The 25964-nt window shown below is 58.9% G+C and carries 25 protein-coding genes; 12 read left to right on the forward strand and 13 right to left on the reverse strand.

What is annotated here, in order from left to right:
• Complete coding sequence (locus tag LWH94_RS01440; RefSeq protein WP_232900943.1) at nucleotides 1-1392, forward strand: efflux transporter outer membrane subunit; 1392 nt, start codon at nucleotides 1-3, stop codon at nucleotides 1390-1392.
• On the opposite strand, the gene LWH94_RS01445 is transcribed toward LWH94_RS01440, so the two are convergent.
• Nucleotides 1382-2053: a transglutaminase-like cysteine peptidase gene (locus LWH94_RS01445; protein WP_058340967.1), complete on the reverse strand. Its 672-nt coding sequence runs from the start codon at nucleotides 2051-2053 to the stop codon at nucleotides 1382-1384. The genes LWH94_RS01440 and LWH94_RS01445 overlap by 11 nt on opposite strands.
• A gap of 8 nt (nucleotides 2054-2061) precedes the next feature.
• Nucleotides 2062-2715: a type II secretion system protein N gene (locus tag LWH94_RS01450; RefSeq protein ID WP_232900945.1), complete on the reverse strand. Its 654-nt coding sequence runs from the start codon at nucleotides 2713-2715 to the stop codon at nucleotides 2062-2064.
• A gap of 200 nt (nucleotides 2716-2915) precedes the next feature.
• Here LWH94_RS01450 and gspE point away from each other — a divergent pair, with 200 nt between their 5' ends.
• From gspE to gorA, 10 genes are read left to right on the forward strand one after another with little or no spacing between them, the layout of a single operon-like run.
• On the forward strand, nucleotides 2916-4424 hold the full coding sequence (gene gspE, locus LWH94_RS01455) for a type II secretion system ATPase GspE (RefSeq protein ID WP_269802451.1): 1509 nt from the start codon (nucleotides 2916-2918) through the stop codon (nucleotides 4422-4424).
• Nucleotides 4425-4427: 3 nt separating this feature from the next.
• Nucleotides 4428-5639 carry a type II secretion system inner membrane protein GspF gene (gene gspF, locus LWH94_RS01460; protein WP_022988988.1) on the forward strand — a complete coding sequence of 404 codons (1212 nt, stop codon included), beginning with the start codon at nucleotides 4428-4430 and terminating at the stop codon, nucleotides 5637-5639.
• Between the two features lie 57 nt (nucleotides 5640-5696).
• Nucleotides 5697-6149 (forward strand): type II secretion system major pseudopilin GspG, encoded by a 453-nt coding sequence (gspG, locus tag LWH94_RS01465; protein WP_058340998.1) that lies wholly within the window; start codon nucleotides 5697-5699, stop codon nucleotides 6147-6149.
• Nucleotides 6150-6155: 6 nt separating this feature from the next.
• Nucleotides 6156-6686, forward strand: coding sequence for a type II secretion system minor pseudopilin GspH (gene gspH, locus LWH94_RS01470; RefSeq protein ID WP_094625113.1), 531 nt, complete (start codon nucleotides 6156-6158; stop codon nucleotides 6684-6686).
• A complete protein-coding gene (gene gspI, locus LWH94_RS01475) occupies nucleotides 6680-7057 on the forward strand; it encodes a type II secretion system minor pseudopilin GspI (protein ID WP_058340963.1) in 378 nt (125 codons plus the stop codon). Before gspH ends, gspI begins: the two co-directional genes overlap by 7 nt.
• A complete protein-coding gene (gene gspJ / locus LWH94_RS01480; protein ID WP_232900946.1) occupies nucleotides 7054-7809 on the forward strand; it encodes a type II secretion system minor pseudopilin GspJ in 756 nt (251 codons plus the stop codon). The genes gspI and gspJ overlap by 4 nt, the downstream gene beginning before the upstream one ends.
• Nucleotides 7809-8798, forward strand: coding sequence for a type II secretion system minor pseudopilin GspK (gspK, locus tag LWH94_RS01485; RefSeq protein WP_022988993.1), 990 nt, complete (start codon nucleotides 7809-7811; stop codon nucleotides 8796-8798). The genes gspJ and gspK overlap by 1 nt, the downstream gene beginning before the upstream one ends.
• A gap of 2 nt (nucleotides 8799-8800) precedes the next feature.
• On the forward strand, nucleotides 8801-10108 hold the full coding sequence (gspL, locus tag LWH94_RS01490) for a type II secretion system protein GspL (protein WP_232900948.1): 1308 nt from the start codon (nucleotides 8801-8803) through the stop codon (nucleotides 10106-10108).
• Nucleotides 10109-10112: 4 nt separating this feature from the next.
• Nucleotides 10113-10646 carry a type II secretion system protein GspM gene (gspM, locus tag LWH94_RS01495; RefSeq protein ID WP_232900949.1) on the forward strand — a complete coding sequence of 178 codons (534 nt, stop codon included), beginning with the start codon at nucleotides 10113-10115 and terminating at the stop codon, nucleotides 10644-10646.
• Between the two features lie 56 nt (nucleotides 10647-10702).
• Nucleotides 10703-12064: a glutathione-disulfide reductase gene (gene gorA / locus LWH94_RS01500; RefSeq protein WP_199457491.1), complete on the forward strand. Its 1362-nt coding sequence runs from the start codon at nucleotides 10703-10705 to the stop codon at nucleotides 12062-12064.
• On the opposite strand, the gene LWH94_RS01505 is transcribed toward gorA, so the two are convergent.
• The 3 genes from LWH94_RS01505 to LWH94_RS01515 are packed head-to-tail and all read right to left on the reverse strand — an operon-like array spanning nucleotide 12061 to nucleotide 16697.
• On the reverse strand, nucleotides 12061-13575 hold the full coding sequence (locus LWH94_RS01505) for a sensor histidine kinase (RefSeq protein ID WP_232900951.1): 1515 nt from the start codon (nucleotides 13573-13575) through the stop codon (nucleotides 12061-12063). The genes gorA and LWH94_RS01505 overlap by 4 nt on opposite strands.
• Complete coding sequence (locus LWH94_RS01510) at nucleotides 13572-14555, reverse strand: ABC transporter substrate-binding protein (protein WP_232900953.1); 984 nt, start codon at nucleotides 14553-14555, stop codon at nucleotides 13572-13574. Before LWH94_RS01510 ends, LWH94_RS01505 begins: the two co-directional genes overlap by 4 nt.
• Before the next feature lie 18 nt (nucleotides 14556-14573).
• The gene (locus tag LWH94_RS01515; RefSeq protein WP_232900954.1) at nucleotides 14574-16697 is read right to left on the reverse strand and encodes a TonB-dependent receptor plug domain-containing protein; all 2124 of its coding nucleotides are present in this window, start codon (nucleotides 16695-16697) and stop codon (nucleotides 14574-14576) included.
• Nucleotides 16698-16916: 219 nt separating this feature from the next.
• Between LWH94_RS01515 and LWH94_RS01520 the strand changes: the two genes are divergently transcribed.
• Nucleotides 16917-17582: a J domain-containing protein gene (locus LWH94_RS01520; protein ID WP_232900956.1), complete on the forward strand. Its 666-nt coding sequence runs from the start codon at nucleotides 16917-16919 to the stop codon at nucleotides 17580-17582.
• Here the strand turns inward: LWH94_RS01520 and LWH94_RS01525 are convergent.
• The 8 genes from LWH94_RS01525 to LWH94_RS01560 all read right to left on the reverse strand — a co-directional run bounded on the left by LWH94_RS01525 (nucleotide 17556) and on the right by LWH94_RS01560 (nucleotide 25862).
• Nucleotides 17556-18557 (reverse strand): bile acid:sodium symporter family protein, encoded by a 1002-nt coding sequence (locus LWH94_RS01525; RefSeq protein ID WP_232900959.1) that lies wholly within the window; start codon nucleotides 18555-18557, stop codon nucleotides 17556-17558. The genes LWH94_RS01520 and LWH94_RS01525 overlap by 27 nt on opposite strands.
• A gap of 3 nt (nucleotides 18558-18560) precedes the next feature.
• Entirely contained in the window at nucleotides 18561-19235 is a 675-nt protein-coding gene (locus LWH94_RS01530; RefSeq protein WP_232900961.1) for a FadR/GntR family transcriptional regulator, read from the reverse strand.
• Nucleotides 19236-19322: 87 nt separating this feature from the next.
• Nucleotides 19323-20819, reverse strand: a complete 1497-nt coding sequence (locus LWH94_RS01535) for a flavin-containing monooxygenase (RefSeq protein WP_232900962.1) — start codon at nucleotides 20817-20819, stop codon at nucleotides 19323-19325.
• A 100-nt stretch (nucleotides 20820-20919) separates the two neighbouring features.
• Nucleotides 20920-22041: a sulfate/molybdate ABC transporter ATP-binding protein gene (locus LWH94_RS01540; protein ID WP_232900964.1), complete on the reverse strand. Its 1122-nt coding sequence runs from the start codon at nucleotides 22039-22041 to the stop codon at nucleotides 20920-20922.
• Nucleotide 22042: 1 nt separating this feature from the next.
• Entirely contained in the window at nucleotides 22043-22900 is an 858-nt protein-coding gene (cysW, locus tag LWH94_RS01545; protein ID WP_232900966.1) for a sulfate ABC transporter permease subunit CysW, read from the reverse strand.
• Nucleotides 22901-23773, reverse strand: a complete 873-nt coding sequence (gene cysT, locus LWH94_RS01550; protein ID WP_232900967.1) for a sulfate ABC transporter permease subunit CysT — start codon at nucleotides 23771-23773, stop codon at nucleotides 22901-22903. It lies immediately after the preceding gene.
• A gap of 9 nt (nucleotides 23774-23782) precedes the next feature.
• Nucleotides 23783-24784, reverse strand: a complete 1002-nt coding sequence (gene cysP / locus LWH94_RS01555) for a thiosulfate ABC transporter substrate-binding protein CysP (protein WP_199457500.1) — start codon at nucleotides 24782-24784, stop codon at nucleotides 23783-23785.
• A 109-nt stretch (nucleotides 24785-24893) separates the two neighbouring features.
• Nucleotides 24894-25862 (reverse strand): beta-ketoacyl-ACP synthase III, encoded by a 969-nt coding sequence (locus LWH94_RS01560; RefSeq protein ID WP_094625129.1) that lies wholly within the window; start codon nucleotides 25860-25862, stop codon nucleotides 24894-24896.
• Nucleotides 25863-25964 lie beyond the last annotated feature (102 nt).

Here is a 25964-nt window from a genome sequence, read left to right on the forward strand (position 1 = left end):
ATGATCTTTCGCACTAGCCCTTTGTGGTCCGTTTTATTGCTGGCAGGCTGCGCCGGTTTCCAGCCCCAGCCGGTTGAGCAGCCGCTAACGCCACCCGCTCAATGGCACCAGGAAACAAATGCCGGCGAAACGGTGGATGCTGACTGGTGGCAGGCCTTTGGTGACGAACAGCTGAACCGGTTGGTCAACCGTGCCTATGCCAACAATCCAGGCCTTGCGGCAACGGCACAGGCCGTTATCCAGGCGGACCTTCAGCTGCGTAATGCCGGGGCAGCACTGTTGCCAACAGTCGGCGCATCCGGCAGCGCCGGTAAGCAGGCCAGCCAGGCATCGGGGCAGGACAGGGCAACCGGTGGCTCAACCAGCCTGGGTGTGTCTGTAGATTATGAGGTGGACCTTTGGGGCCGCTTGTCGGCTGCAGAATCCGCCGCCCTGGCCGATTTTGAGGCTACCCGTTACGACTACGATGCTGCCAGGATAACCCTTGCCGCGTCTGTGGCCAGCACCTGGTTCGAATGGCAGGAGTTACAGCAGCGGGTTGAGGTAGCCCGAAAGAACCTGGAACTGGGTGAGCAGACCCTGAAACTGGTTGAGGCCCGCTACCGAAACGGTGTGGCGGACCGTTCCGAGCTGTCACGGCAGCAAACGGCCGTGCTGAACCTCAAAAATGCCGTGCCTCCGCTGGAATACCAGGCCCGGCAGCGCCTGGCGGCGCTTCGCTTATTGACCGGTGACTATCCGTTTACCGAAGCTGAGCCCAGAGCTGCACTTCTGGATGTGTCTGTGCCGGCGATCGACCCTCAAACCCCCGCCAGCATCGTTACCCGCCGGCCGGACCTGGCTGCCGGGGAAGCGCGTTTAGCCGCCGCCAGTGCCAACATCGAGCAGGCCAGGGCCGCACTGCTACCCTCACTATCCCTGAGTGGTGCAGTGCGTGCGTCGACCGACGGCTTTTTCAGCCTGTCGGACCCGCTGCGAACGGCAAGCGCCGTGCTGGGGTTGAGCCAGACCCTGTTTGATGGCGGACAGCGCCGCAATACCGTGGAGATTTCCGAATCCCGCCGGGTTGCCTTGCTGGAAACCTACCGGGCCAGCTTATTGACGGCTTTCCAGGAAGTGGGCGATGCCCTGGATCGGGAGGCACTGTACAAAGGGCAGGAAACACGGCTGCAAAGCATTCTGGAGCAGGCGGAAGAAACGTTGCGGTTAACGGAAATCCGCTACCGGGAAGGGGCGGATGACTTACTCACCCTGCTCGAGAGCCAGCGCAGCGTATTCGATGCCCGCCAGCAACTGAGCCAGGTTCGGCTGAACCGGCTGATTGCCGCAGTGGATCTGTACAAGGCGCTGGGTGGCGGTTGGGAGCCTGAGGCATCCGGCCCTAAGGCCTGAGTTGCTGTTCGAGCCTTTCGTTCAGTTTGCGCCAGTGTTCAAGCTTTTCCGCATCACCGACACGCTTGCGCACCCCGGACTGCTGGTTCAGCCATAAGCCCTCACCGTTAAAACTGTAAACCGGTTCCAGGTCAGGGCGTTGCGACGCAGGCTTAATGTGATTTATCAGGTTGTCGAGAACCAGCGGCTCGGCATCCGGCGTCTTGTACCAGGCCAGCACCATGTGGGCCTGGTTAAGTTCCAGGGCTTTAACATAGACAATGCGCAGCTGTTCGTCGGGCACCCCCATGGCACGCAGGGTCAGGTACTTGGCGATGGAGAAATCCTCGCAGTCGCCGCCGTTAGTGGTCAGCAGTTCCACCGGGGTCGCCCAGTAGTCTTCCTCGCCCCAGTGGCTTTGGTCACTGACAAACTCCGCCCGGTTGAAGAAGGAATTAACCAGATGCAGCTTGCGATCGATGGGGGCGTTGATAGCCAGGCCATGCAGCCGTTGCCAGTTTTGTAACCGTTGCTGCGCTTCCAGGCCAAACTCCTGAAGCACGTAGTCCATCAGGCGATCGCTCAGATTAATGGCGCTTGCGAGGGAAATGCCGAGAATCACCGGCAACAGCAACGGGACCAGAAGGGAGCGGCGAACACGGTGAACGATGACCGCTGCCATGGCCGGCCTCAGTTGTTGTTCTGCAGGCGTTGTCGTAATTGCTCCAGCCGCTGGCGGATTTCCTCACGGCGCTGCTGGTCACTGGCGGAGCTGCTGTTATTGGCGGCGGGGCGGGGAGCTGCCTGGCGAACCGGCTGGGTCTCCATGGCGGGCCCCGGTTGGTTGGAACTGGCGACTTCAAAGCGGGTGCGGTCTTCGTTTTCCGGGAAGTAGAGGTTTTCCAGCTTGCCGGCCCGTTCGATAACAACCCGGTTAGCGAATACGGTACGGAGCCTGGCGTTGCCGGGTAATTCGTCACCCACCAGGTAGGCTTCGGTGTCGTTTTTGTCGTCTTCAATCAGGGCGCTGCCCGGGAAATCGCCATCTGCGGCCAGCACACCGCGCAGAGACAGCCGCAGGTTGGTTTCCGGCAGGTTTTCAGTATCGGTTACCGCCGGGCCATCGCCGCTGGTGCGGGTGCCAAACAGCGAAAGGTTTGCCAGGTCAACGGCTGGCACTTCCGGACCACTGCTTTCCGGGCCATTTGCAGCCGTTGCTACCGGCGCAGCCTGGCTGGTTTCAGACTGCCAGAACCGGTAGCCTTGCCAGCCGGTGAGGGCGACCATGGCCAGTGCGGCTGCCAGCGCAAGTAACAGTGGAATCCTTCGGTCAAGTGCAAACATCGGCGTTCCTGATTGCGATAAAAGTCGAAAATCCTAAAAAGCCCACAGGTTATCAGACTGCAATGAATTAGTGGCAGTATAGTGTACAGAGTTGTTCAGTGGTTCCCATTCCTGTGGTACCTTTTCGGGCATTGCTGCCAGCGCCAGGAACCTGGCCTATAACAACAATCGTGACCTGACGGATTTAAACGAGGAAGAGCTTGACCACCGAGACCGAAATTCAGCCGCAGGATGCTCCGCTGGGCCGACTTCCCTTTACCTTTGCCAAGCGCAACGGGGTGATCCTTACCCGCAACGACGATGGCGAGGCGGTCATTCTGGTAAAACCGGGGGCATCCCACACTGCGCTGGCCGAGGCCAACCGGATCAGTGGTGGCCGGGCCCGTTTTACCACCATTGAAGCCGACCGCTTTGACCAGGCGCTGAACGCTGCCTACCAGAACGATTCCGCCGAAGCCATGCAGATGGTCGAAGGTATCGGCGATGATATGGACCTGGCCTCGCTGGCCGATTCCGTGCCGGAAACCGAAGACCTGCTGGAGCAGGAAGACGACGCGCCGATTATCCGGCTGATCAACGCCATCCTTACCGAGGCGGTGAAAACCAATGCCTCGGACGTGCACATCGAAACCTACGAAAAGCAGCTGGTTGTGCGGTTCCGTATCGATGGCGTGTTACGGGAAGTGGTGCAGCCCAAGCGGGCCCTGGCGCCGTTGCTGGTGTCTCGTATCAAGGTTATGGCGAAGCTGGATATTGCCGAAAAGCGGGTGCCCCAGGATGGCCGTATTGCCCTTCGGGTAGCGGGCCGGGAAGTGGATATCCGGGTATCTACCATGCCGTCGTCCAGTGGCGAGCGGGTTGTGCTGCGTCTGCTCGACAAGCAGGCAGGCACCATTCGCCTGGAATCCCTCGGCATGGCCGGGCAGGATCTCAAGGTTCTGCGCAAGCTGATTCACCGGCCCTACGGCATCATGCTGGTCACCGGCCCGACGGGTTCCGGTAAATCCACTACGCTGTACGCCTCGCTGCAGGAAATTAACGACCGCACCCGCAATATTCTGACGGTTGAAGACCCCATCGAATACAATTTGCCGGGCATTGGCCAGACCCAGGTAAACCCCAAGGTTGATATGACCTTTGCCCGTGGCCTGCGTGCCATTCTCCGGCAAGATCCGGATGTGGTGATGATTGGTGAAATCCGGGACCTGGAAACCGCCGAGATCGCAGTGCAGGCGAGTTTGACCGGCCACCTGGTGCTGTCCACCCTGCACACCAACACCGCTGTAGGCGCCATTACCCGTTTGATGGACATGGGCATCGAGCCGTTCCTGATTTCCTCCAGCCTGGTGGGTATTGTCGCCCAGCGGCTGGTGCGGGTGCTGTGTACCCACTGCCGGGAGCCCTATATCCCCACCGAAGAGCATTGCCAGTTCCTGCAGCAGGACCCGGCCAATCCGCCAACGATTTTCCGCGCCAAGGGTTGCGAGCATTGCAACCAACTGGGCTACCGCGGGCGTATCGGTATCTATGAGGTGGTGGAAATAACGGAAGAGATCAGCAGCCTGATCCATAAACGGGCAGGGGAGCTCGACCTGGAGCGGGAAGCACGGCTGCACAGCCCCAGCATTCATGCCGACGGCGTTCAGAAAATCCTGAATGGCGTAACCACCGTGGAAGAAGTTCTGCGCGTAACCCACCGGAGCCAGTAATCCATGCCAGCGTACGAATACAAGGCACTGGACCCCAGGGGCAAGCAGAAGCAAGGGGTATTGGAAGCGGACGCGCCCAGGGCGGTACGTCAGCAACTTCGGGAAAAGGGCTTTACGCCACTGGCGGTAACGCCGGCGGTCGAAAAGCAGGCCCGCAACAACCCGCTGAGCAGTCGTGGTTCCCTGAGCGCGGCAGACCTTGCCCTGGTAACCCGGCAGCTGGCAACGCTGATCCAGTCGGGTATCCCCATCGAACAGGCCTTGAGTGCTGCCGCCCAGCAGTCCAACAAGCCTCGCATTCGCAGTATGCTCATCGCCATCCGGGCCAAGGTCATGGAAGGCTACACACTGGCGGACAGTTTCGGGGAGTTTCCCAAAGCCTTTCCCCGTTTGTACCGATCAACAGTAGCTGCCGGTGAGCACGCCGGGCACCTGGACCTGGTTCTGAACCGGCTTGCGGACTACACCGAAAGCCGCCAGGAAGCGCGACAGAAAATCCAGCTGGCAGCCATCTATCCGATCATTCTTAGTGTGGTGGCCATCGCCATTGTGGTATTTCTGCTCACCTACGTGGTGCCGGATATCATCGAAGTATTCCTCAAGCAGGGCCAGGACCTGCCGGGGCTGACGGTAGCGATGCTGTCGGTTTCGGAATTTCTCGGCTCTTACGGTGTCTATCTTCTGATACTGCTGGTGATTGCCATCATCGGCTTCCGGGTGGCGCTCACCAAACCGGCATTCCGGATGAAATTCCACAAGCAGCTGCTGCACTTGCCGCTGTTTGCCGGCATGGTTCGGGGCGTTAACACGGCGCGCTATGCCAGCACACTCAGCATTCTGACGACCAGTGGCGTGCCCCTGGTCGAAGCCATGAAAATCGCCGGCGAGGTGTTATCCAACGATTACCTGCGCCGGGAACTGCGGGAAGCCGCGCGAAAGGTCAGTGAAGGTGGCTCGTTACACCGCTCGCTGGACCAGACCGGCTATTTCCCGCCCATGATGTTGCACATGATTGCCAGTGGCGAGGCCAGTGGTGAGCTCGACAGCATGCTCGAGCGCACCGCGCGCATGCAGGAGAACACGCTGCAGTCCAAGATTGCCGCGATTGTCGGGTTATTCGAGCCACTGATGCTGCTGGTGATGGGCGTGGTGGTACTGATTATCGTACTGGCCATCATGCTGCCGATTCTTAACATGAGTAACCTGGTGGGCTGACAGCCCCACCGCACAGAAGTAAAACAGGGAAAACACAGGTCTGACATGAGTGAAACTATGAAAAACATCGACAACGCCAACATTGCGCGCAGCCGGGGCTTCACCCTGATTGAAATCATGGTGGTTATGGTCATCCTGGGCTTGCTGGTGGCCATCGTGGCGCCGAACATCATGGGCCGCAGTGACCAGGCCAAGGTAACCGTTGCCGAAACCCAGTTGAGCAACATTGCCAACGCACTCGACCTGTACCGCCTGGATAACAGCCATTACCCGTCTACCCAGCAGGGCCTGGAAGCGCTGGTGAGCAAGCCCAGTGGTAGCCCGGAACCGAAAAACTGGAATGCCGACGGTTACCTGAAGGGCGTGCCGGAAGATCCCTGGGGCAACCAGTACCAGTACGTGAGCCCGGGCCGGGAAGGCCCCTATGATCTGTACTCCTACGGTTCTGACGGCAACGAAGGCGGTGAAGGCGATGCAGCCGATATCAGCGCCTGGAACACCGGGAAGTAAGCGATTGTGCGCAACAGGGCGAACCAAGCCGGCTTTACGCTGATCGAAATACTGGTTGTCCTGATTATTGTCGGGCTGCTGGCAGCCCTTGCCGTGTTCAATATGGCCGGCAGCTCCCAGCAGCGCGAACTGGAAAGCCAGGTAAGGGACCTTTACCTGTTGATGCAGACCGCCTCGGAGCAGGCGGTTCTGAACAACCTGGAGCTGGGTTTGTTGTTTGAGGAAGACGGCTACCGCTTTGTCGCCTTCCAGGACGAATCCGGGGAATGGAAACCACCTGCCGAGCGCATGTACCGCAAACGAACCCTGCCGGAATGGCTGACGGTTACCCAATACGTCGAGAACGACGCCCCGCGCCTGACCAGTGCCGAAGATGAACTCCGGCCAGACCTTGTGTTCTTCTCCAGTGGCGAAACCACGCCGTTCGAAATCGAATTTACCATGGGCCGTGAGACCGACAGCATGCACGTGCTTGCCTCAGACGGCATTTCGCCTATGGAATGGCGACAGCCGGGTGCCGGGGAAGACGAATGGTAAACCGGAATCGTGGCTTTACCTTGCTGGAAGTTCTTGTGGCACTGCTGGTGTTTGGCCTGATTGCCACGGCGGCAGCGGAGGTGGGCAGCAATTATATTTCCAGTTTCGAGCGGGTGCGGGACAAAACCCTGGCCGGCTGGCTGGCCGAGAACCGCGTGAATGAACTGCGCCTGCAGGAACAGCTACCGGATATCTCGGATAACTCTGAGGATACCGACTACGGCAACTACCGCTGGCGGGTAACTACCGTGGTGCTGGGTACCGCCGAGCCGACCATGCGCCGGGTGGAAGTGACCGTGGCCAAGTACCCGGATGGCCAGAGCGAGCCGTTTTCTGTGCATACACTCTCTGCCTTTCTGGGGGAGAAATGACGCCGCTTAAAGAACCGGTTCTGCCGCACCAGCAGGGCTTCACCCTGATGGAAGTGCTGATTGCCGTGACCATTACGGCGGTCATCGGCCTGGGCGTGTGGCAGGTGGTTAACGGCGTAGTCAATTCCCGGGACCGGGTGAACGAGCTTGCCGAGCAGTTCGATGGTTTGCAGAAGGCCATGTTACTGCTGGAACGGGATATCACCCAGGTTGTTAACCGGCCGGTACGGGATGTGTACGGCGACTTTTCACCCGCGCTGACCACCCGGGACGATGCCTTTGCCCTGATGATTACCCGGCAGGGCTGGCGCAATCCCCTGGGGCTGCGGCGCAGTGGTCTGCAGCGGTCGGCCTGGGAGTTTACCGGTAGCGAACTGCGCCGGCGTTACTGGCCGGTGGTGGATGAAGGCCAGGAGGATTCCAGCCGGGACCTGCTGCTGCTTGAGAACGTGACCGAATTCGAAATCCGTTTTATCGATGCCGATGGTAACCGCCATGAACAATGGCCCGATGACGAAGCCCTGGCGGGTTTGTCTCCGGGTGCCCGGCCCGATATCGCCTTGCCCCGGGGCATGGAAGTTACCCTGGAGCACGAGCGCTTTGGTGAACTGGTGAGAACTTTTACCCTGCCGGATTTTGACCCCCGGCAAGCCCAGGGCGTGATCAACCAGCAACTTGAAGCCGCAGAGTCCGACACGGAAGAAGAGGAAGCGGAAGAGCAGGCCGCCACCCAACCCGGAGGAAGTAGCTGATGCTTTTCCGGAACCAGAAAGGCGTGGCGCTGATCATGGTGCTGCTGGCCATGGCCCTGGTGGTCATGCTGGCCTCCGGTATGACCCGTCAGCAGAGCCTTCGGGTCTTCAAGGCCGGCCACTACCTGGCCCAGCAGCAAGGTTACAACATTGCCCTTGGCGCCGAGGAATTCGCCCGCCGGATCCTGGTGAGGGATTTCGAGGAAGACCGGGAAAACAGCCTGATGGTCGACAGCCCCGACGAGTTCTGGGCCATGAACGCTGCCATACTGCCGCTGGATGAAAACGGTGTGGCCGAAGTACAGATTGACGACCTGGGTGGGCGGATAAACCTGAACGACCTGGTGACCACCAACGGGCAGGTGGATACACTCACCAAAGACCGCCTGACCCGGCTGTTCGTAGCCCTGGGGATTACCGGGCTGAACGTGGATGCGCTGATTGACTGGATCGATTCGGACGACCAGACCGTGAGCGCCTACGGTGCCGAAGATGGCCAGTACCTGATGGCCGATCAACCGTTCCGAACCGCGAACCAGCCCTTTGTCTCTATCACCGAATTGCGGCTGATCGAGGGCATGACCGAAGAAATCTATGTGGCATTAAGGCCCCATGTGACAGCGGTTCCGGTCAGTGGAATTGGTATCAATGTAAACTCGGCTACGGTGCCGGTGCTGATGTCGCTGCATAATGAGCTGAACGAGGCCCAGGCGCAGTCTATCGTGGCCCAGCGCGAAGAGGAGCGATTCGAGGATCTCCAGGATTTTCTCGCACTGTCCGAGTTTTCCGGCCTCGGCCTGAAGCCCGCCGGCCTTACGCTGCAAACGCGGTTTTTTGAAGTTGTATCACGGATTACCTACGATAATCGTGTCGTTAATATGGTCAGTACGGTGTTTCGCAATCCCGAGGGTGAAGTCCGGACAGTTCACAGGGATACTGGACAGAAAAACCGGATCACAAAAGAACCCTTTACGTTCTCAGAAGGATAACCATGTCTTACCGCCTGTATGCACGGCCGTTGCCGCCGTTTGCGGATCCGGAGCAGAATCCGGACGCCCAGCTGTTTGACTGGGTTCTGCAGGATGCCAGTGGTGATACCCAGGCCCATGGCGAGGCCAGCACCCGCGAACACATCGAGCAGACCCTGGCGCAGAACGCGCTGGAAAAAGTCATTCTCATCGGGCTAATTCCCGGTGATGAAACCACCTTCTGTGTGGCCGATATCCCCGCCAGGCAGAGCCGTTTTATCCAGCAGGCCTTGCCGTTTGCGGTAGAAGAACAGGTGGCGCAGGACATCGAAACGGTGCACCTGGCCCTTGGCCGCCACACGCCGGACGGCTATCAGGTAGCGGCTATCGACAACCTGCAAATGGCGCGCTGGCAGCAACTGTTCAGCGGTTGGCAACACGTCCGCCTCGATGCCATCTATCCGGATGCGGCACTGCTGCCAGCCACCGACGGAGGCTGGAGCCTGTGCCTGGATGGCGAGTCTGTGATGCTGCTGAGCCAGCGTGGCGAATGGCTGCGCATGCAGGCCGACAACCTGCCACTGTTCGCCATGACCATGGCGACGCCGTCGGAAGACGAGGTAGTGGCGGAAATTCCGGTACAGGTGTTTGGTACTGAAACAGACCTGGACAGCTGGCAGGGCGCAATCAGTGAATTCTCCGGCAGCAGTGGCCGGTTGCAGGTACAAACCAGGCCATTGGAATTCTCGGTGCTGGAACTGCTGGCCTGGGCTCACCATCAACACCTGTCCCAGCCGGTCAACCTTTGCCAGGGAGCGTTTTCTGTAAAAACCTCCGGTGCCAGCCCGCTCAAGCCCTGGAAGCCGCTCATTGCGGTTGCCGCCGTCTGGTTTGTGGTTCAGGTCGCACTCGAGGTGGGGATGGGCTTCTATCACCAGCAAAAGGCTGAGGAACTGCAGGGTCAGGCCATGGCGGTCTACCGGGAAGCCTTTCCTGGCGACCGTCGAACCCATGCCGGCAATGTGCGCCGGGTGATTGAAGGCCAGTTGCGGGTTGCGGGGTCGGGTAGCCAGGATGTTGATTTCATCACGCTGATGAAATTTACCGGTGACCAGTACAGCCGTGTACCGAATGCCAGCGCCATCACCTTTAACTCCATCAACTACAGCCGAACCCGTGGCGAGTTGGTGGTGGATGTGCGGGCCGACAACTACGACCGCCTGAGCCGTTTACGTAACGGCCTGGCCAATCAGGGGTTGCAGGCCCAGATTGGCTCGGTGGTGAATGAAGCAACAGGCGCCCGTGGCCGGCTGACTGTTTCCGGAGGTTAAGAGCATGTGGGCAAGAATCAAGGATCAGCCGGCGGTCGGTAAACTGATTGCAAAGTACGACCAGCTGCCTTCCCGGGACCGCCAGGCACTGGTCGTGCTAGTGGTGGCTTTGCTGCTGGCCGTGCTGTATTTCGCAGTTTGGGCGCCGGCGTCTGCGTTCAACGAAAAAGCCCAGGCCAGCCGTGAGAATGCCGGCGAATTGTTGGCCTGGATGCAGGCGAATGAAGCCACAATCAAACGGCTGGGCTCCAGCGGGGCACCGGCGAGTGGCTCGGCTAACGCAGACAAGCCTGAAAGCGGCCGTGAGCTGATGGCCCTGGTTACCCGGTCTGCCGGTGAAGCGGGGCTGGCGCTTCAGCGCTTTGAGCCCAGTGGCGATAGTGCAATCCGAGTGTGGCTGGAAGGCGTACCGTTTGCCGAAGTCGCTGCCTGGCTCGAGAGAATGAACGGAAATCATGGTGTGATTATTGACCAGGCTTCCATGGACCGTGGTAATGAACCGGGAACGGTGTCCGTACGACTGACTCTTGCGATATGATTGGCTGGTAACTGATAGTATCCGATACAGATTCATCATGTAGAACGGGAGATGCAGTGTCTGACAGCCACGATTTTGACCTGATAGTAATTGGCGCCGGCTCTGGTGGAGTGCGGCTGGCAAGAATGTCTGCCCAACGGGGCGCGCGGGTAGCGGTTGTGGAATCCCGCCACCTGGGCGGTACCTGTGTGAATATTGGTTGTGTTCCGAAAAAACTGTTTGTTTACGGGGCGCACGTCAGGGAAGAGCTGGAAGACGCCGCCGGCTATGGCTGGAACATCCCCACAGACGACGTAAGCTTCGACTGGCCCACGCTGGTGGCCAACAAGAATGCCGAAATCGAGCGCCTGAACGGCATCTATGGCCGGCTGCTGGAAAACGCCGGTGTTGAAATTATCAACGGCACGGCCAGCCTTCAGGGCCCCAACACCGTTGCCGTCGGTGACAAGACCTACAGCGCAAAACACATTACCGTAGCCACCGGTAGCTGGCCGGTAGTGCCGGATATCCCCGGCAAGGAATGCCTGCTCACCTCCAATGACATGTTCTACCTGCCTCAGTTGCCACGTCACGCGGTGATCTGGGGTGGCGGCTATATTGCCGTTGAATTCGCCGGCATTCTGGCGGGGCTGGGTGTGGAAACCACCTTGCTGTACCGGGGTGACCTGTTCCTGCGCGGTTTCGATGGCGACGTTCGCCGCTTTACCGAAACGGAAATGCGCAAGAAAGGCGTGGATCTGCGCTTTGGCGTAACCATCAACTCGGTGGAATCCAGAGACGACCACTACCAGGTCAACCTCAGTAATGGCGACACCCTTGAAACCGGATTGGTTATGGCGGCAACGGGCCGTCGTGCGCTGGTGGACGGGCTGGGTCTGACCGATCTCGGTGTGGAGCTGACGGCGTCGGGCCATGTGAAGGTCGATGACCACTTCCAGACTGCTGTACCGTCCGTGTATGCACTGGGTGATGTGATCGGAACGCCGCAGCTGACCCCGGTCGCCCTGGCGCAGGCCATGGTGCTGTCACGCCGTTTGTTTGGCGATGGTCAGGGCGACATGGATTACAGCGCTATCCCGACGGCAGTGTTCTGCCAGCCGAATATCGGTACCGTGGGCCTGACTGAAGAAGAGGCGAGGGAAGCCGGCCATCAGGTGAGTGTTTTCCGGTCAGAATTCCGGCCTATGAAATACACCCTGAGTGGCCGTGAAGAGCGCTGCCTGATGAAGCTCGTGGTCGATAAAGAGACTGATAAGGTGCTGGGCGCCCACATGGTCGGCCCGGATGCCGGTGAAATCACCCAGGGCCTGGCGGTGGCCATCAAGGCCGGAGCCACCAAGGCCCAGTTCGATTCCACCATCGGCATTCACCCCACCTCGGCGGAGGAGTTTGTCACCATGCGGGAGCCGGTGGCTTAATCCTCACCGGATAGCTGGAAGGGCAGGTCAAAGCGGAAATAGGCTCCCTGTCCAAGGTCGGTATCGACCTGGACGTGGCCTCCCATCAGCTCTACCAGCCGCTGCACCATGGATAAACCCAGCCCGCTGCTGACCTGCATGCGGGTTGCGGTTCCTGCCAGCGACTGTTCATAGTGCGGCAACAGGTTGTCGAGCCTCTGGCCCGCATTATTCGAGCCGGAATCACTGACTGTGCAGTTGAGCACCGCTTGCTTGCCATCAGCGGATGACCAGCTCGCCCTGACGCTGATATAGCCGTCTGTGGTGTATTTGAGTGAGTTCCCCAGCAAGCCCGCCAGAACCTGCCGAACCCGGGCAGAATCCCCAAGAACCAGGGCCTTTTCCGGCCAGCTTCCCTGAAAGTGCAGCTCCAGCATCAGCCCTTGTTGCTCGGCCGCAAGGCGGTACGAAGCCGCACAGTTACTGATCAGGTTGCGCAGGTCGAACTCCTGGTGCGCCAGTTCAAAGTGACCGTTTTCCATCTGCGCGAAGTCCAGCATGTCGGAAATAACCGTCATCAAATCCTGGGTAGACTTGCGGGCAGTTTCCAGATAATCCATCTGCTGTTTGCTCAACGGTTCCTCGTGCACCAGGTCAATCATACCCAGCACACCTTTCAGGGGTGTTCGCAGTTCCTGGCTCATGCCGGCCAGGAACTCGGACTTGGCCTGGCTGGCATATTCAGCCTTTTCCCTGGCCGTTTCCGAGAGGGCGAGGGTCTTTTCCCGGGATTCCCGGGCCTGTCCCAGATGCAGGGCCAGTTGGTTCAGCTGCTGCTGGATACTGGCAATTTCGCGGCCTCCGCCGTGAGTTTCAATGGGCTGTTCTTCGTAATCCCCCTGCATCAACAGGTTTACCCGGCCGGATAACTGGCTGATGGCACGGAAAATAGCGCTGAGGAAATGATTCACCAACAGCATGGTGAATAACAGCATGGCAATGCCCACCGACAACGACGACCACAGCACTTCCTGCTGTCTTTCTTCCAGGATCCGGGGGCTGACAGCCACCTCAAGGGTGCCCACACGCAGTGAGCCGGTGCTGAAGTTCCACTGGCCCGCCAGCCAGTCCGCGCCTGAGGAAAGCTCGACCGGTTCCTGCAGTATCTCTGCGGAATAGATCATTGGTGAGCCCGCGGTGCGATCACCAGATTCGGTGCTATTGCCAACAAATCCGATTTCTTCGCCAACCACATCCGTTACCCGGAGCCATTCCGCCTTGCTGCGCCTGAGCGACTGCCGCAGAACCTGTTCCAGGGCCCCGCGGTTACCGGAAACCACGGCGTATTCCAGGGCCGGTGCCAGGCTGTCCGCGAACAGCTGGCTGCTTTCAGCCAGGTCACGGCGCGAATCTTCCAGCCGGGCGGAGGTAAAGAACGCCATCAGCACCACAAACATCACGGCAGCGGGCAACACTCCGATCAATAACCGGCGGGACAGCGACATGCCGGACTTATGCTCCGGGCGACTCATTCTCCGGCCTCCTGCTGTTCCTGGATGAAGCGGTCAACCGCCTGTGCAATCCATTCCCGGTCGGGCAGGGGAATGTTCAGAGAGCGTGCGACCTGCTGGTTGACCTCTACGCGATATTCATCCGGATAGGCGGGTGCCGGCAGCTTTCCGGTTTCAAAGAATGCCAGCAAATAATCCGCGGTCTGTTTTGCCATGGTTGTAAAAGGTGCGTAGCTGGAGGCCAGGGCGCCGGCCTTGACGTAGGCCTGGCTGGGGCCGATCAGGATTCGGTTACGGCGGTAGGCGGTCAGCAGGATATGTTTGATGTTCCGGGGGTTGTAGATCTTGTCATCCAGCCCCGCCAGTACAAAGTCACCGTAGGTCAGGGCGCGGTTAAGGCTTGGAATCAGCTGGTCGTCGCTGCTGACGATAAACATTCGGCCTTCCAGCCCGTATGCCGGCAACTGTTCGATCAAAGGCTCATACATGTCTGCTGAATCAAGCGTGGCCAGCACGCTGACGCGGGTAGCCTGGGGGAGGATAGCCTTGCCTGTCAGCGCCTGGCGCAGTAGCGGGACGTCGTAGAACACCGCGGTCAGCTGCTCCCCGGTCTTGTCCAGGTAATTCGATATCGCCCGCTTTTCCACCAGTAAGGCGATAATCGGTGCCGTGATTTCCTTATCCAGGAGCCCCGAAAAGGCTGCGGGCCCTATGGCTATAACCGGTCTGCCCGAGGCTACGGGCAAATGCTTTGCTTCAAGGGGCACCAGGTCAACCCGGCCATCCAGTTCCTTGCTGACCAGGTTGGTCATGTGCCGGTCCAGCGCGGCATTGCCTGAGCCTTCAATATAGGCCACCGGTTGGGTAACGGTGGCCGCCTGGACAACCGAAGCCGTCCACAAGGAACAGAGCAACAGCCATAAGGCCATGCCAAGCGAATGTCGTAAAGTTTTATGCACGGTTATTGTCATACCTTCCTGGCTGGTGTCGACATGCATCATGGGTGCGTTCTGTTTCCATCAGAACCGGAGGCCGGCTTCGACAAAGAACTGGTTATGGTCTTCGATATTATTGTCCGAGCTCAGCTCCGGATCCCTATTCAGGTAGTGCTGCACGGTGAAAGCCAGTTCGGCGCTGTATCGCGGGCCGAAAAAGCTCTTGCTGACCCGGGTGTCTATGCGTTCAAACTGGGTATTGAACTCGTCTGCCCAGTAAAACGCCGAGGCAAACCGGAACCCCAGTGGCAAATTCTGGATGGCGGCAAGGCTGCCTGAATGGCGCACAGACATGCGGGTGAGCAGGGCTGCTGCCTTGTCCTGGGTATCGGTGTCGACATTGCCGTCCGCCCCGATAATCGGAGTGCCCGAGTACCATGTGTCCTGGTCCAGGTAGCCGTAGCTGGCCCGGAGGGTGGTGCCCGGGAAGTCCAGCGATGCCTCGACCTCGAAACCTTTCTGGTCGACCGCCACGTTGTTGTCGATGGTCCATTCTTTGAGCTGAATGACTCCGCTGATCATATCCCTGAGCTCGTCCTTGAAGCCGCGGACCTCAAGTGAAAACAATGCGGAATCCATCGGGAACTGGCCAAAATAACTTATTTCACGGGAGGTTATGCGTTCTTCCTGCAAGTCTTTGCCAAGAGTTAAAACATCCAGGTCTTCCGCAGCTGCATAGGTATCCACCCGAAAACCCTCGAGGTCTGAATAGATCGCCGGCCGCACATTCGACAGTGTGTAACCCCAGTCGGGGTTCTGTTCGAATTCATCCGGTGTACGCACGGCTTCGGAATAGACCAGTCGCAGCGCATGGCGGTTGCTCAACGTGAAGTTGGCGGCAACGCGAGGTGAGAAATAGCCTTCGTCGGTGGTGCTGGTGTGTTCCCAGTTGCCGCCGGCGTTCAGGGTCATAAAGGAGATTGGCGTGTATTCCAGGTTGCCGAAGTAGCGGGACTGATAGCTGTTGCCACGGCCGTTGAAATAGGTTTCCGAGCGATAGGTGTCTTTGCGGAAGCCAGCGCCAGAAACAAGCTTCAGGTTGTCGCTGAACAGCAGGGTGTCCTGAAGCTCAAATTCCAGGCGGGTGTCTTCGGAGTTGGCGTTTACCGTAGTAAAGGCCATTTCTCCGCCGCTGCTGGTAAAGCACAGTCGTTCACGGTCATCTCCATTGTCGAAGTATGTATATTGGTAAAGCGGAGTTCCGTCGCGCAGGCACTGGGCAGTATTGTCGGGGAAGGAAACGGCGTAGGCCTGCCGGCGATCAAAGTTCTCGACAGCGGCCTGGATGTGGAAAAAGTGCCGGTCTGACGTGGCATAGTTAAACCGGGTTTGCAGGTAGAAATCCCTGACCTCGATATCCGGGTTTTCCAGCGGCTCCAGATCGCCGCTTTTGAAGCGATCCTGGTAATTGGTGCCATCGACCACACCACCGCGAAGCTCCAGGTTTGCCTGGCTGTTCAATTGCAGGCGGGAGTCGTAGGTAAACGAGTTGATGTCGTGGCCGTCGTCAAACGGTTCCTTTTCGCCCCCTTCGATCTGATAGTCGAAGCCGTCAAACTTGCGCTTTTCGTAAGTCAGGCGCCAGTCATAGTCAGACCCCGTATGACCGACAGACCCGAAGGTTCTCAGGTGCCCCCGCGAGCCCCGGGTAACCTTGAACTCGGCGCCACCGGTGTCAGCCGGGTCCCGGGTAATGATATTGATGGTACCGAGAAACGCATTAATGCCGTAGGCGGCCGAGTTTGGACCCCTGGCCACTTCGATACGCTCAATCATCTCCAGCGGCACCGGCATGGTTTCCCAGTCCATATCCGACAGGGTAGCCCGGTGAGCGGTGCGGCCATCCACCAGAACCTGCATGCGGCGCTGCTCGTAGTGAACGGTACCGTGGTAGGTGGTTACCGGTGTGTGGCTGCCAACAAAATTGACCACCATGCCGGGCACCAGGCGGAACACTTCGTACAGGTTAACAATGCCCAGGTTGCGAATCAGGTCGCCATCGATCACGGTGGTGCTGCCGGGCACCCGGGTTTTGGGCTGGCGTAACCGGGTAGTGGTGAGAACTTCCGGGATGTCTTCATTGAACCCGGCATAGAACCCATTTGAAAAGCCGTTCTCGATTTGGGCCAGGGCGCACGGTGCGCTCAAAGCCGCAATCGTGACAGCTAAAAATCCACACGTGAATCGGGCCGCGGGAGCCGGTTTTCGGGGCAGGGTTGCTGCCAGGTAATTCGTAATGGGCATGGGTGTCGTTCTATAATTTACCGAGCAGGCAGATTAGTTGCGTTTATTGCCTAATCGTAGGGTAGATCGGGCGATTTGTCTCGAGAAACATTACAAATCTTCCATGACCGGAGTTGCGAATTTATGAATTGTTGGGACATTCTGGGTATCGAGCCAACCGATAACTGGGAGCGGATACGGCAGGCATACGAACAACAGATGAAGTTCGCCTCTGACCACGAAGCCGAAGCCCTCAGGCAGGCCTACCAGGAAGCAACGGGCCATGCCCCCTCGGCGGCAAAGGCACCGTCTGAACCTGAACCACGGCCTGAGCCTCGGGTTGCTGCCGCGGACACCCGGGAACCGACAGCCCCAATGGATGGTAACGACGCCCAGATCGTCCGTGAGGTGATTATCCAGGTTCGTGCACTGCTGAACGACAACTACCGACAGCAGGATGTCAATATCTGGAAGGCGATACTGTGTGAACCGCCAGCAGATCAGATGCCGTTACGGCGCGAGATTGCCAGCCAGCTGGAGCACCAGGTGCGGCCCATGGCCGAAAACGGCAGCTTCCCGGCACCGGTTGCCCGCTTTCTGGGGGACTGGTTTGAATGGTTCAGCGTGCAGGATGCCAATCCGGAACCGGATGAGAGAAACTATCCGGAATCCGGAATGGCCGATGACCAGGGTTTTGACAACCAGGCCGAACAGCCGCCGCAGATGATGAATTTCTGGCCGGCGGTGATCGGCTGGATTGTCGGGCTGGCTATTCTGGCCGCATTATTCGGTGGTATGGGCGGCGGCTGAGGCCTGCTCGATCTTTACCCGGTACCTCTGGGCCAGGATGGCCCCTACAATCACCTGGATCTGGTTGTAGCACATAATGGGCAGCACGATCATGCCAAACCCGGGGTGGCCGGAGAACAGCACCTTGGCCATCGGCAGTCCTGACGCCAGGCTCTTCTTGGAGCCACAGAACACCACCGCGGCTTCGTCTTCCAGGCTGAAGCCCAGTTTTCTCACCATCAGTCGTGCAATCAGCATAAACAGCGCCAGCAACCCGAAGCAGAGGACAATCGCCAGCACAATGGCCTGAACCGGCAGGTTCTGCCAGAGCCCGCTGACCACAGAGTGGGAGAAGGCGGAATAGACGATAATCCAGATAACGCACTGATCGTAGCGTGCCATCAGCTTCTCGTTCCTGCCCAGGAACCCGCCCAGCCAGGGCCGCAGGGCGTGCCCCCCCGCAAACGGCAACAGCAACTGAAGGATAATGTCCTTGAGTGCTTCAAGCACCGCAAATTCGCCGGTGCCAGACGTGGAAACCAGCAACAGCAACAGAAACGGTGTCAGCATCATGCCGAACACATTGGAGGCGGCCGCACTGCAGATGGCTGCCGGCACATTGCCCCGGGCCATAGCGGTGTAGGCAATGGAAGAGGACACCGCTGAAGGCAGTACCCCCAGATAGAGGAATCCCAGCCCCAGGTCTTTCGGCATCCAGTCCGGTGCTATGCCGCTAAGTGCGTTGACCGGAAGTACTGCCAGCGGAAAGAACACGAAGGTGAGGGAAGTGATCAGGATGTGCAGCCGCCAGTGGGTGGCGCCATCAATAATCTGTTGCCGTGACAGTGCCGCACCGTGAAAAAAGAACAGCAGCGCAACCGCAATGGTGCCAGTGGTGGCCAGGGCATCGGCCGCACTTCCCGTTACCGGCAGGAAAGACGCCAGGACAATGGCGCCCAGCAACAACAATGTGAAGGTGTCTATCCGGAACTTCACGGCTTAATCCTCCCCGGTCAGGGCTTTCAGGCTTGGGGTGAGCAGGGCGCGGGACAGCGCCTCGGCCTTGGCTGCATCTTTTCGGCGGATAGCCGCCAGCAGCAGCTCATGGTCTTCCTGGGTGGGTTCCGGAAGCTCCGAGTCGGTTTCTGTCTGCTCAATAGTCTGACTGACGGCGTGGGAAAAGTAGTCGTAGAGCTCGATCAGTGCCGAATTGCCGGACGCCCGTACCAGCGCGTGGTGAAAGTGCTCGTCGTGCTGTATGCGCTCGGGAACCCGCTCTCCGGCGGCAGCCCGTGCGTCCAGGGCGCTGGTCATGGCCTTCAGGTCCTGCTCGGTTCTCCGCCCGGCGGCGAGCCTGGCCGCTTCGGTTTCCAGCATGATCCGAACCTCTATCTGCTCCGCCAGTTTGCTGCGGGCAATGCGCCGGAGCGTCTCTCCGGCATCCCGATTGGCCCTTACGTAGGTACCGTCGCCCTGGCGGGTTTCCAGCATGCCAACGTGAACAAGTACCCGGACCGCTTCCCGGATGGTGTTACGGCTGATACCCAGAGCCTCCGAAAGCTCTGCTTCTACAGGTAAGCGAGTACCTACTGGCCATTCACCGCTTTCAATATTCTGACGAAGGCTTTCAATGGCCGTTTCCACCAGAGAGCCTTTTCGGATCGGTTTGAGCATTGTGGATCATCCCTCAATATGATGAACCAATCATCCTATGAATTTACGATAAGTTCAAGCCGTGCAGGGCATCGGCTTGAACGGGAGTCAGGTGTTTTCGGAACGGGGTTTCAGGAACTGATAGTCAGCTGTATCGACAAACCGCGTGGCAAAGCGGTAACTGAAGGTAAAGCCTGGCCAGTTCACAGTGTTGCGACCGTGCTCATCCAGATACCAGGAGGTACAGCCGGCCTCCCACACGCTGCCATCCAGCCCTCTTTGGACCACCTGGCTGTAACGGCTCTGGCGGTCTTCCCGCACATCCATTGCCTGCCCCGGATAACGGGACAGCGCCCTGAGCGCGCTCAGCACGTAGCGGAACTGGGATTCCAGCATGTACAGAATAGAGTTATGGGCCAGGTTAGTATTGGGGCCATACAACATGAACAGGTTCGGAAATCCGCTTACGGTGATGCCTTTGAATGCCTTGCTGCCATTGGCCCAGGCCTCGTTCAGGGACACGCCGTTGCGACCGGTGATGTGGATGGGCGAAAGGAATTCGGTGGCCCGGAAGCCGGTGCCGAAAATGATCACATCCGCAGGCCGGTGTTCACCGGTTTCTGACACCACGCCCGTTTCGTCAAACCGGGTGATGCCACCGGTGATCAGGTTCACGTGGGGCTCGTTTACGGCCCGGTACCAGTCGTTGGAAATCAGGATGCGCTTGCAGCCAATCCGGTATTCCGGAATCAATTCGGCGAGTTTATCCGGGTCAGTTACCCAGCGGCGCGCTTCGTTGCGGGCGCGATTGGCAAAGAACTCGAGTAATCCCGAGAACCGGGTGAACGCCAGGGCGCGCACTTCGTTCTTCAGGTAGATCATCCCGCGATACAGCCGGTCCCACAGAGGCAACTTGGCGAACAGTGTTTGTTCCAGCGGGGTGAAGGTTTTGTCCGGTTTGGGCAGCACCCACGCGGCAGAGCGCTGGTAAAGGTCCAGATGGGCCGCCTTCGCGGTGATTTCCGGCACAAACTGGATGGCACTGGCGCCGGTGCCAATGACTGCAACCCGTTTGCCCTCCAGGTTGATGTCGTGATTCCAGCGGGCGGAATGGAAACTCTCACCGCCGAAATCCTCCAGGCCTGGAATATCCGGCATGGCAGGGCGGTTAAGCTGACCGGTTGCGGTAATCAGTACATCGGACCGGAAAGTGTCGCCGGCGCCGGTGGTTATCTGCCATTGGTTGGTCTGTTCATCAAACTCGGCGGATTCCACCGTCTGATTAAAGCGGATCAGGGGCTCGAGGTTGTGTTTGCGAACGCAGGATTCGATGTAATCCAGAATCTCGGGCTGGGTGCCGAATTTCCGGGTCCAGTCGTGTTTAGGCTCGAACGAGTAGGAATACAGGTGCGATTGCACGTCGCAGGCAGCGCCAGGGTAGGTGTTGTCCCGCCAGGTTCCGCCCACGGCCCCCGCTTTTTCCAGCATCGTGATGTCGCGGATACCCGCTTTCTGCAGCTGGATGGCCATGCCAATGCCACCAAAACCGGTGCCAATGATAATAACCGAAGGGGATTTGTGCTGCTGTTTCCGGCGTCGTGTCATGGATACTGCTTCCTGGACGTTTGTTTTTATATGACACGACTATAACCGGCTAACGCCGGAACCAAAAGACTGCTTCAATCAGATCCGATGGCCGGAACGCTCACATATTGGCAGCGCTGGCGTGGGCCGTGCTGTGCCAGTCTACGGTTTCCGGCTGGGCGCTGTCTCCGGCAAACAGGTGACCCACCGCAGGGATGGCGTACCATAATTCGCCCCGGGTGGGGTTATGGCGGGCAAACTCGCCATGGCTCATACCCACTTCCCAGATTTCATTGCTTTCCCAGCCTTCAGGAGCCAGCTCGATGCGCACCTCCGAACCAATCAGGCTGATGGCTTCGATCCGCAGCGGCAGGCGGGCGTGGGCGGCCGGAGCCTTGGCCAGCTGCACTTCGTGGGGGCGAAGGTACAACTGGGCTTCCTGGTTATTCATCACACCGGGCAGGGCTACCCGCGCGTTGCCCTGCACCAGGCTCTGGCCCTTCACCACACCGGACAGCACGTTTACATGGCCCAGGAAGTCGAACACAAAGCGGCTTTCCGGGCGGGCATACAGACCAGTCGGGCTATTCACCTGCTCAACCTTGCCCTGGCTCATTACGACCACCTGGTCAGACAGTTCCAGTGCTTCTTCCTGATCGTGGGTTACAAAGATACTGGTGAAGTGGAATTCATCGTGCAAGGCACGCAGCCAGCGGCGTAGATCCTTACGCACCTTGGCGTCCAGTGCGCCGAACGGTTCGTCCAGCAGCAGGATGCGTGGCTTGGTAGCTAGGGCCCGCGCCAGCGCGACACGCTGCTTCTGGCCACCGGACAACTGGGCCGGATAGCGGTCTGCCAGCTGTGGCAGCTGAATCATTTCCAGCAGTTTCGCTACCCGTTCGTTGATTTCCTGCTTCGAGGGCCGGCTCCTGCGGGGCAGGGATTCCAGGCCGAAGGCGATGTTCTGGGCGACCGTAAGGTGCTTGAACAGGGCGTAGTGCTGGAAAACGAAACCGATGTTTCTGTCCCGAACGTGCAGGTTACTGACATCGTCGCCACCAAACAGCACCCGGCCGGAATCCGACGATTCCAGCCCGGCAATAATCCGCAGCAAGGTGGTCTTGCCGGAACCGGATGGCCCGAGCAGGGCGGTCAGCTTGCCTTCCGGTATATCCAGAGAGACATCGTTCAGGGCCTGGAACTTGCCGAAAGATTTCTTGATGCGGTCGATTGTGATGCTCATATCATGCACCTCCTGTTTTCGGCGCCGGGTGTTCAAGTCGGGACTGTCGCCATTCCACAATGGCCTTGGCGATCAGTGTCAGTATGGCGATAGCCGCCAGCAGCGAGGCCGCGGCAAACGCGCCGGCCACGTTGTAATCCTGATAAAGCAGTTCAACATGCAGCGGTAAGGTATTGGTTTGTCCGCGAACATTGCCGGACACCACAGACACCGCACCGAACTCGCCCACGGCCCGGGCGTTGGTGAGCACCACGCCGTAAATCAGTGCCCATTTGATGTTGGGCAGGGTGATCTTGCGGAAAATCCGCCAGCCGGATGCGCCCAGAACCACGCCGGCTTCTTCCTCTTCACTGCCTTGTTGCTGCATCAGAGGAATCAGTTCCCGGGCCACGAAGGGGCAGGTTACAAACACCGTAACCATGACAATGCCGGGCCAGGCAAACATCAGCTGAACATCGTGGCTGCTCAGCCAGCCACCCAGCCAGCCATTGCGTCCATACAGCAGCAGGTAAAGCAAACCGGCCACCACCGGAGACACGGCAAACGGAATATCAATCAGGGTGATCAGCAGTTTGCGGCCGGGAAAGCGGAACCGGGTAACGGCCCAGGCCAGTGCCGTACCGAACACCAGGTTCAGCGGCACCGTCAGCAGGGCCACCAGCAGCGTCAGCCCGATGGCGTGCAGGCTGTATTCGTCCAGAATGTTATCGCTGAAGGTGCTCCAGCCGGCACTCAGCGCTTCGGTAAAGATCACCACCTCCGGAATGACCAGCAGGATCACGGTCAGGCTCACCGCCAGGCCGATCAGGCTGCGGCGAACCCAGGGCTGGTCACCGACTCTGTGCTGTTCCGTCGACATCTATCGACCCTCCAGCCGGCGCAGATACCGGCCTTGCCACAGATTGATGGCGAACAGCAGCACCAGGGAGACCAACAAGACCATAGCGGCAATGGCACTGGCGGCGGCGTAGTCGTATTCCTGCAGGCGCACGAAGATCATCAGGCTGGTCACTTCGCTGACATAGGGGGTGTTGCCGGCAATAAAGATAATGGCGCCGAACTCACCAAGGCTGCGGGTGAAGGACAAGGCAATGCCGGTCACCAGGGCTGGCCACAGGGACGGGAAAATCACTTTCCGGAAAACCCGGGAATCCGAGGCACCAAGGCTGACAGCGGCCTCTTCATCCGCCGGAGACAGCTCTTCCAGAACCGGTTGAACGGTGCGCACCACAAACGGAATGCTGGTGAAGGCCATGGCAACCACGATACCCAGCGGGGTAAAGGCAACCTCAATACCGGCTTTTGCCAGCACCTGGCCATACCAGCCGTTCTGGGCGAACAGGGTAGCCAGGGTGATGCCGGCAACCGCCGTGGGCAGGGCGAAGGGCAGGTCGACAACCGCATCGATCAGCCGCTTGCCGGGGAATTCATAGCGCACCAGCACCCAGGCCAGGAGCAACCCGAACAGGCCGTTGAACAACGAGGCTGCCAGCGCAGTCCAGAGAGTCACCTTGTAGGATTCGATCACCCGGGGATCGGTGATGGTGAATACGAACTGATCCCAGGTCATGCCGGAGGTTTCCACGACCAGCCCGGTCAGGGGCAGCAGCAACACGAGGCTGACAAAGAACAGGGAAATACCGAGGCTCAGACCAAACCCCGGTAACACCCGTTTGCTTCGACCGGCAAAGCGCCGCACGGGGGCGGCGCCTGCTTGAGCGGATACCGACATGCTCGCCTCTTACCGCCGACGCTGCAGCTGGTCGAGTTTGCCGCCACTGGTGAAGTGAACCTTCATGGCGTTTTCCCAGCCACCGGCGATTTCATCGATGGACTTGAGCTTGAGCTCCTTGAAGCGGTCGGCGTTCTCGGCTTTCACAACCTCATTGTGAACCCGGTAGTTAAAGCCGGCCAGCAGGCGCTGGGATTCTTCAGAATACAGATGGGTCAGGTATTCCTTCGCCAGTTCTTCGGTGCCGTTCTGCCTTACGTAGTCATCAATCCAGGTGACCGGGAACTCGGCCAGGAAGCTCACGTTGGGGGTGACCACTTCGTACTCATCGCCCAGACGGTCGGCCAGGTTGAGTACTTCGGATTCAAAGGTCAGCAGGGCATCGCCAATGCCACGCTCAACGAAGGTGGTGGTGGCTCCGCGGCCGCCGCTGTCGAATACCCGTACCTGGCCAAGGAAATCTGCCAGGAACTGGTCAACCTTGTCCTGATCGTCGCCGAAGGTGTCCTGGGCATAACCCAGCGCGGCCAGGTAGGTGTAACGGCCGTTACCGGAGGTTTTCGGGTTCGGCATCACCAGGGCAACGTCTTCGCGAACCAGGTCATCCCAGTTCTGGATGTTCTTCGGGTTGTCCTTGCGAACCAGGAACGCCATGGTGGAATAGTAAGGGGAGCTGTTGTTGGGCAGGCGCTCGGCCCAGTTTTCGGGGATCAGGTTGCCGCGTTCGTGCAGGATGTCGATGTCTGTTACCTGATTGAAGGTAGCTACATCGGCTTTCAGGCCCTGAATGATGGCCTGGGCCTGCTTGGAAGAACCGGCGTGGGACTGGTTAACTTCAAGGGTTTCACCGGTCTTTTCCTGCCAGTGCTTCTTGAATTCCACGTTGTAGGCGGCGAACAGCTCGCGCGCAATATCGTAAGAGGTATTGAGTAGCTCCCGGTCAGCGGCAAGGGCTGGTTGGGCGGAGAGCAGGGCAGCGCCCAGTGCAAATCCTTTTAGCAGGTGTTTCATGGAAAGCTCCTCAGATTGGAATCAGTGAATCTGAGGAGCAATCTAGCAAAGGTTGCTAAGAACTAAAAATACTAAAAATAAATAATCAAAGCACTTCAGGGAATATAGATCAGTACCTTAACAGGGCGGAACCCCAGGTAAAGCCCCCGCCAAACGCTTCCAGCAACACCACCTGGCCACGTTGAATGCGGCCATCCCGAACGGCTTCGTCCAGCGCCAGGGGCACAGAGGCGGCCGAGGTGTTGCCATGGCGGTTAACGGTGACCACAACCTGGTCCATCGACATGCCGAGCTTGCGGGCGGTGGCGGAAATAATCCTCAGGTTGGCCTGGTGCGGCACCAGCCAGTCGATGTCGGATTTTTCCATCTGGTTGGCTTCCAGGGTTTCATCGACGATCCGGCCCAGGGTGTTTACCGCCACCTTGAACACTTCGTTACCCTTCATCTCCACAAAAGCCTTGCCGGCCTTGACCGCATCGAAGTCGTTGGCGACACCGCAGGGCACGTGCAGCAGCTCTTCATAGCGGCCATCGGCGTGCAGGTGTGTAGACAGAATGCCGGTTTCTTCACTGGCCTCCAGAATAACCGCGCCGGCGCCATCGCCGAACAGTACGCAGGTGCCCCGGTCGTCCCAGTTGAGAATGCGGGAGAATACCTCGGCTCCGATCACCAGCGCCTTCTTGCTGGAGCCGGTGCGGATGAACTTTTCTGCAGTGGCCAGGGCGTACACAAAGCCGCTGCACACGGCCTGGATATCGAACGCGGGGCAGCCCTCGATTCCGAGGCGGGCCTGCAGAATACAGGCACAGCTGGGGAAGACTTTATCGGGCGTGGTGGTGGCAAACACAATCAGGTCGATGTCTTTGGCATCGATGCCCGCGGCTTCAATGGCCCTCAGGGCAGCTTGTTCGGCAAGGTCTACGGTGGTCTGGCCGGGCAGGGCGATGTGGCGTTGTTCGATGCCGGTGCGTTCACGGATCCACTGGTCAGAGGTATCTACCCGCTGTTCCAGGTCCTTGTTGGTCACAATGTTGTCCGGCAGATAGGAGCCGGTTCCGGCAATGCGTGCAAAGGTCATTCGGCTTGTCCAGGGTCAGAGTCGATAACAATAGACCCATGCTAACCCTTTGCAACCGGATTGGTTATTAGCGGATTGTCAAAGACCGCCCGGGCAGAATAT

The sequence above is a fragment of the Marinobacter sp. G11 genome (assembly GCF_021282325.1).
GTDB classification, from domain to species: Bacteria; Pseudomonadota; Gammaproteobacteria; order Pseudomonadales; family Oleiphilaceae; genus Marinobacter; species Marinobacter vinifirmus.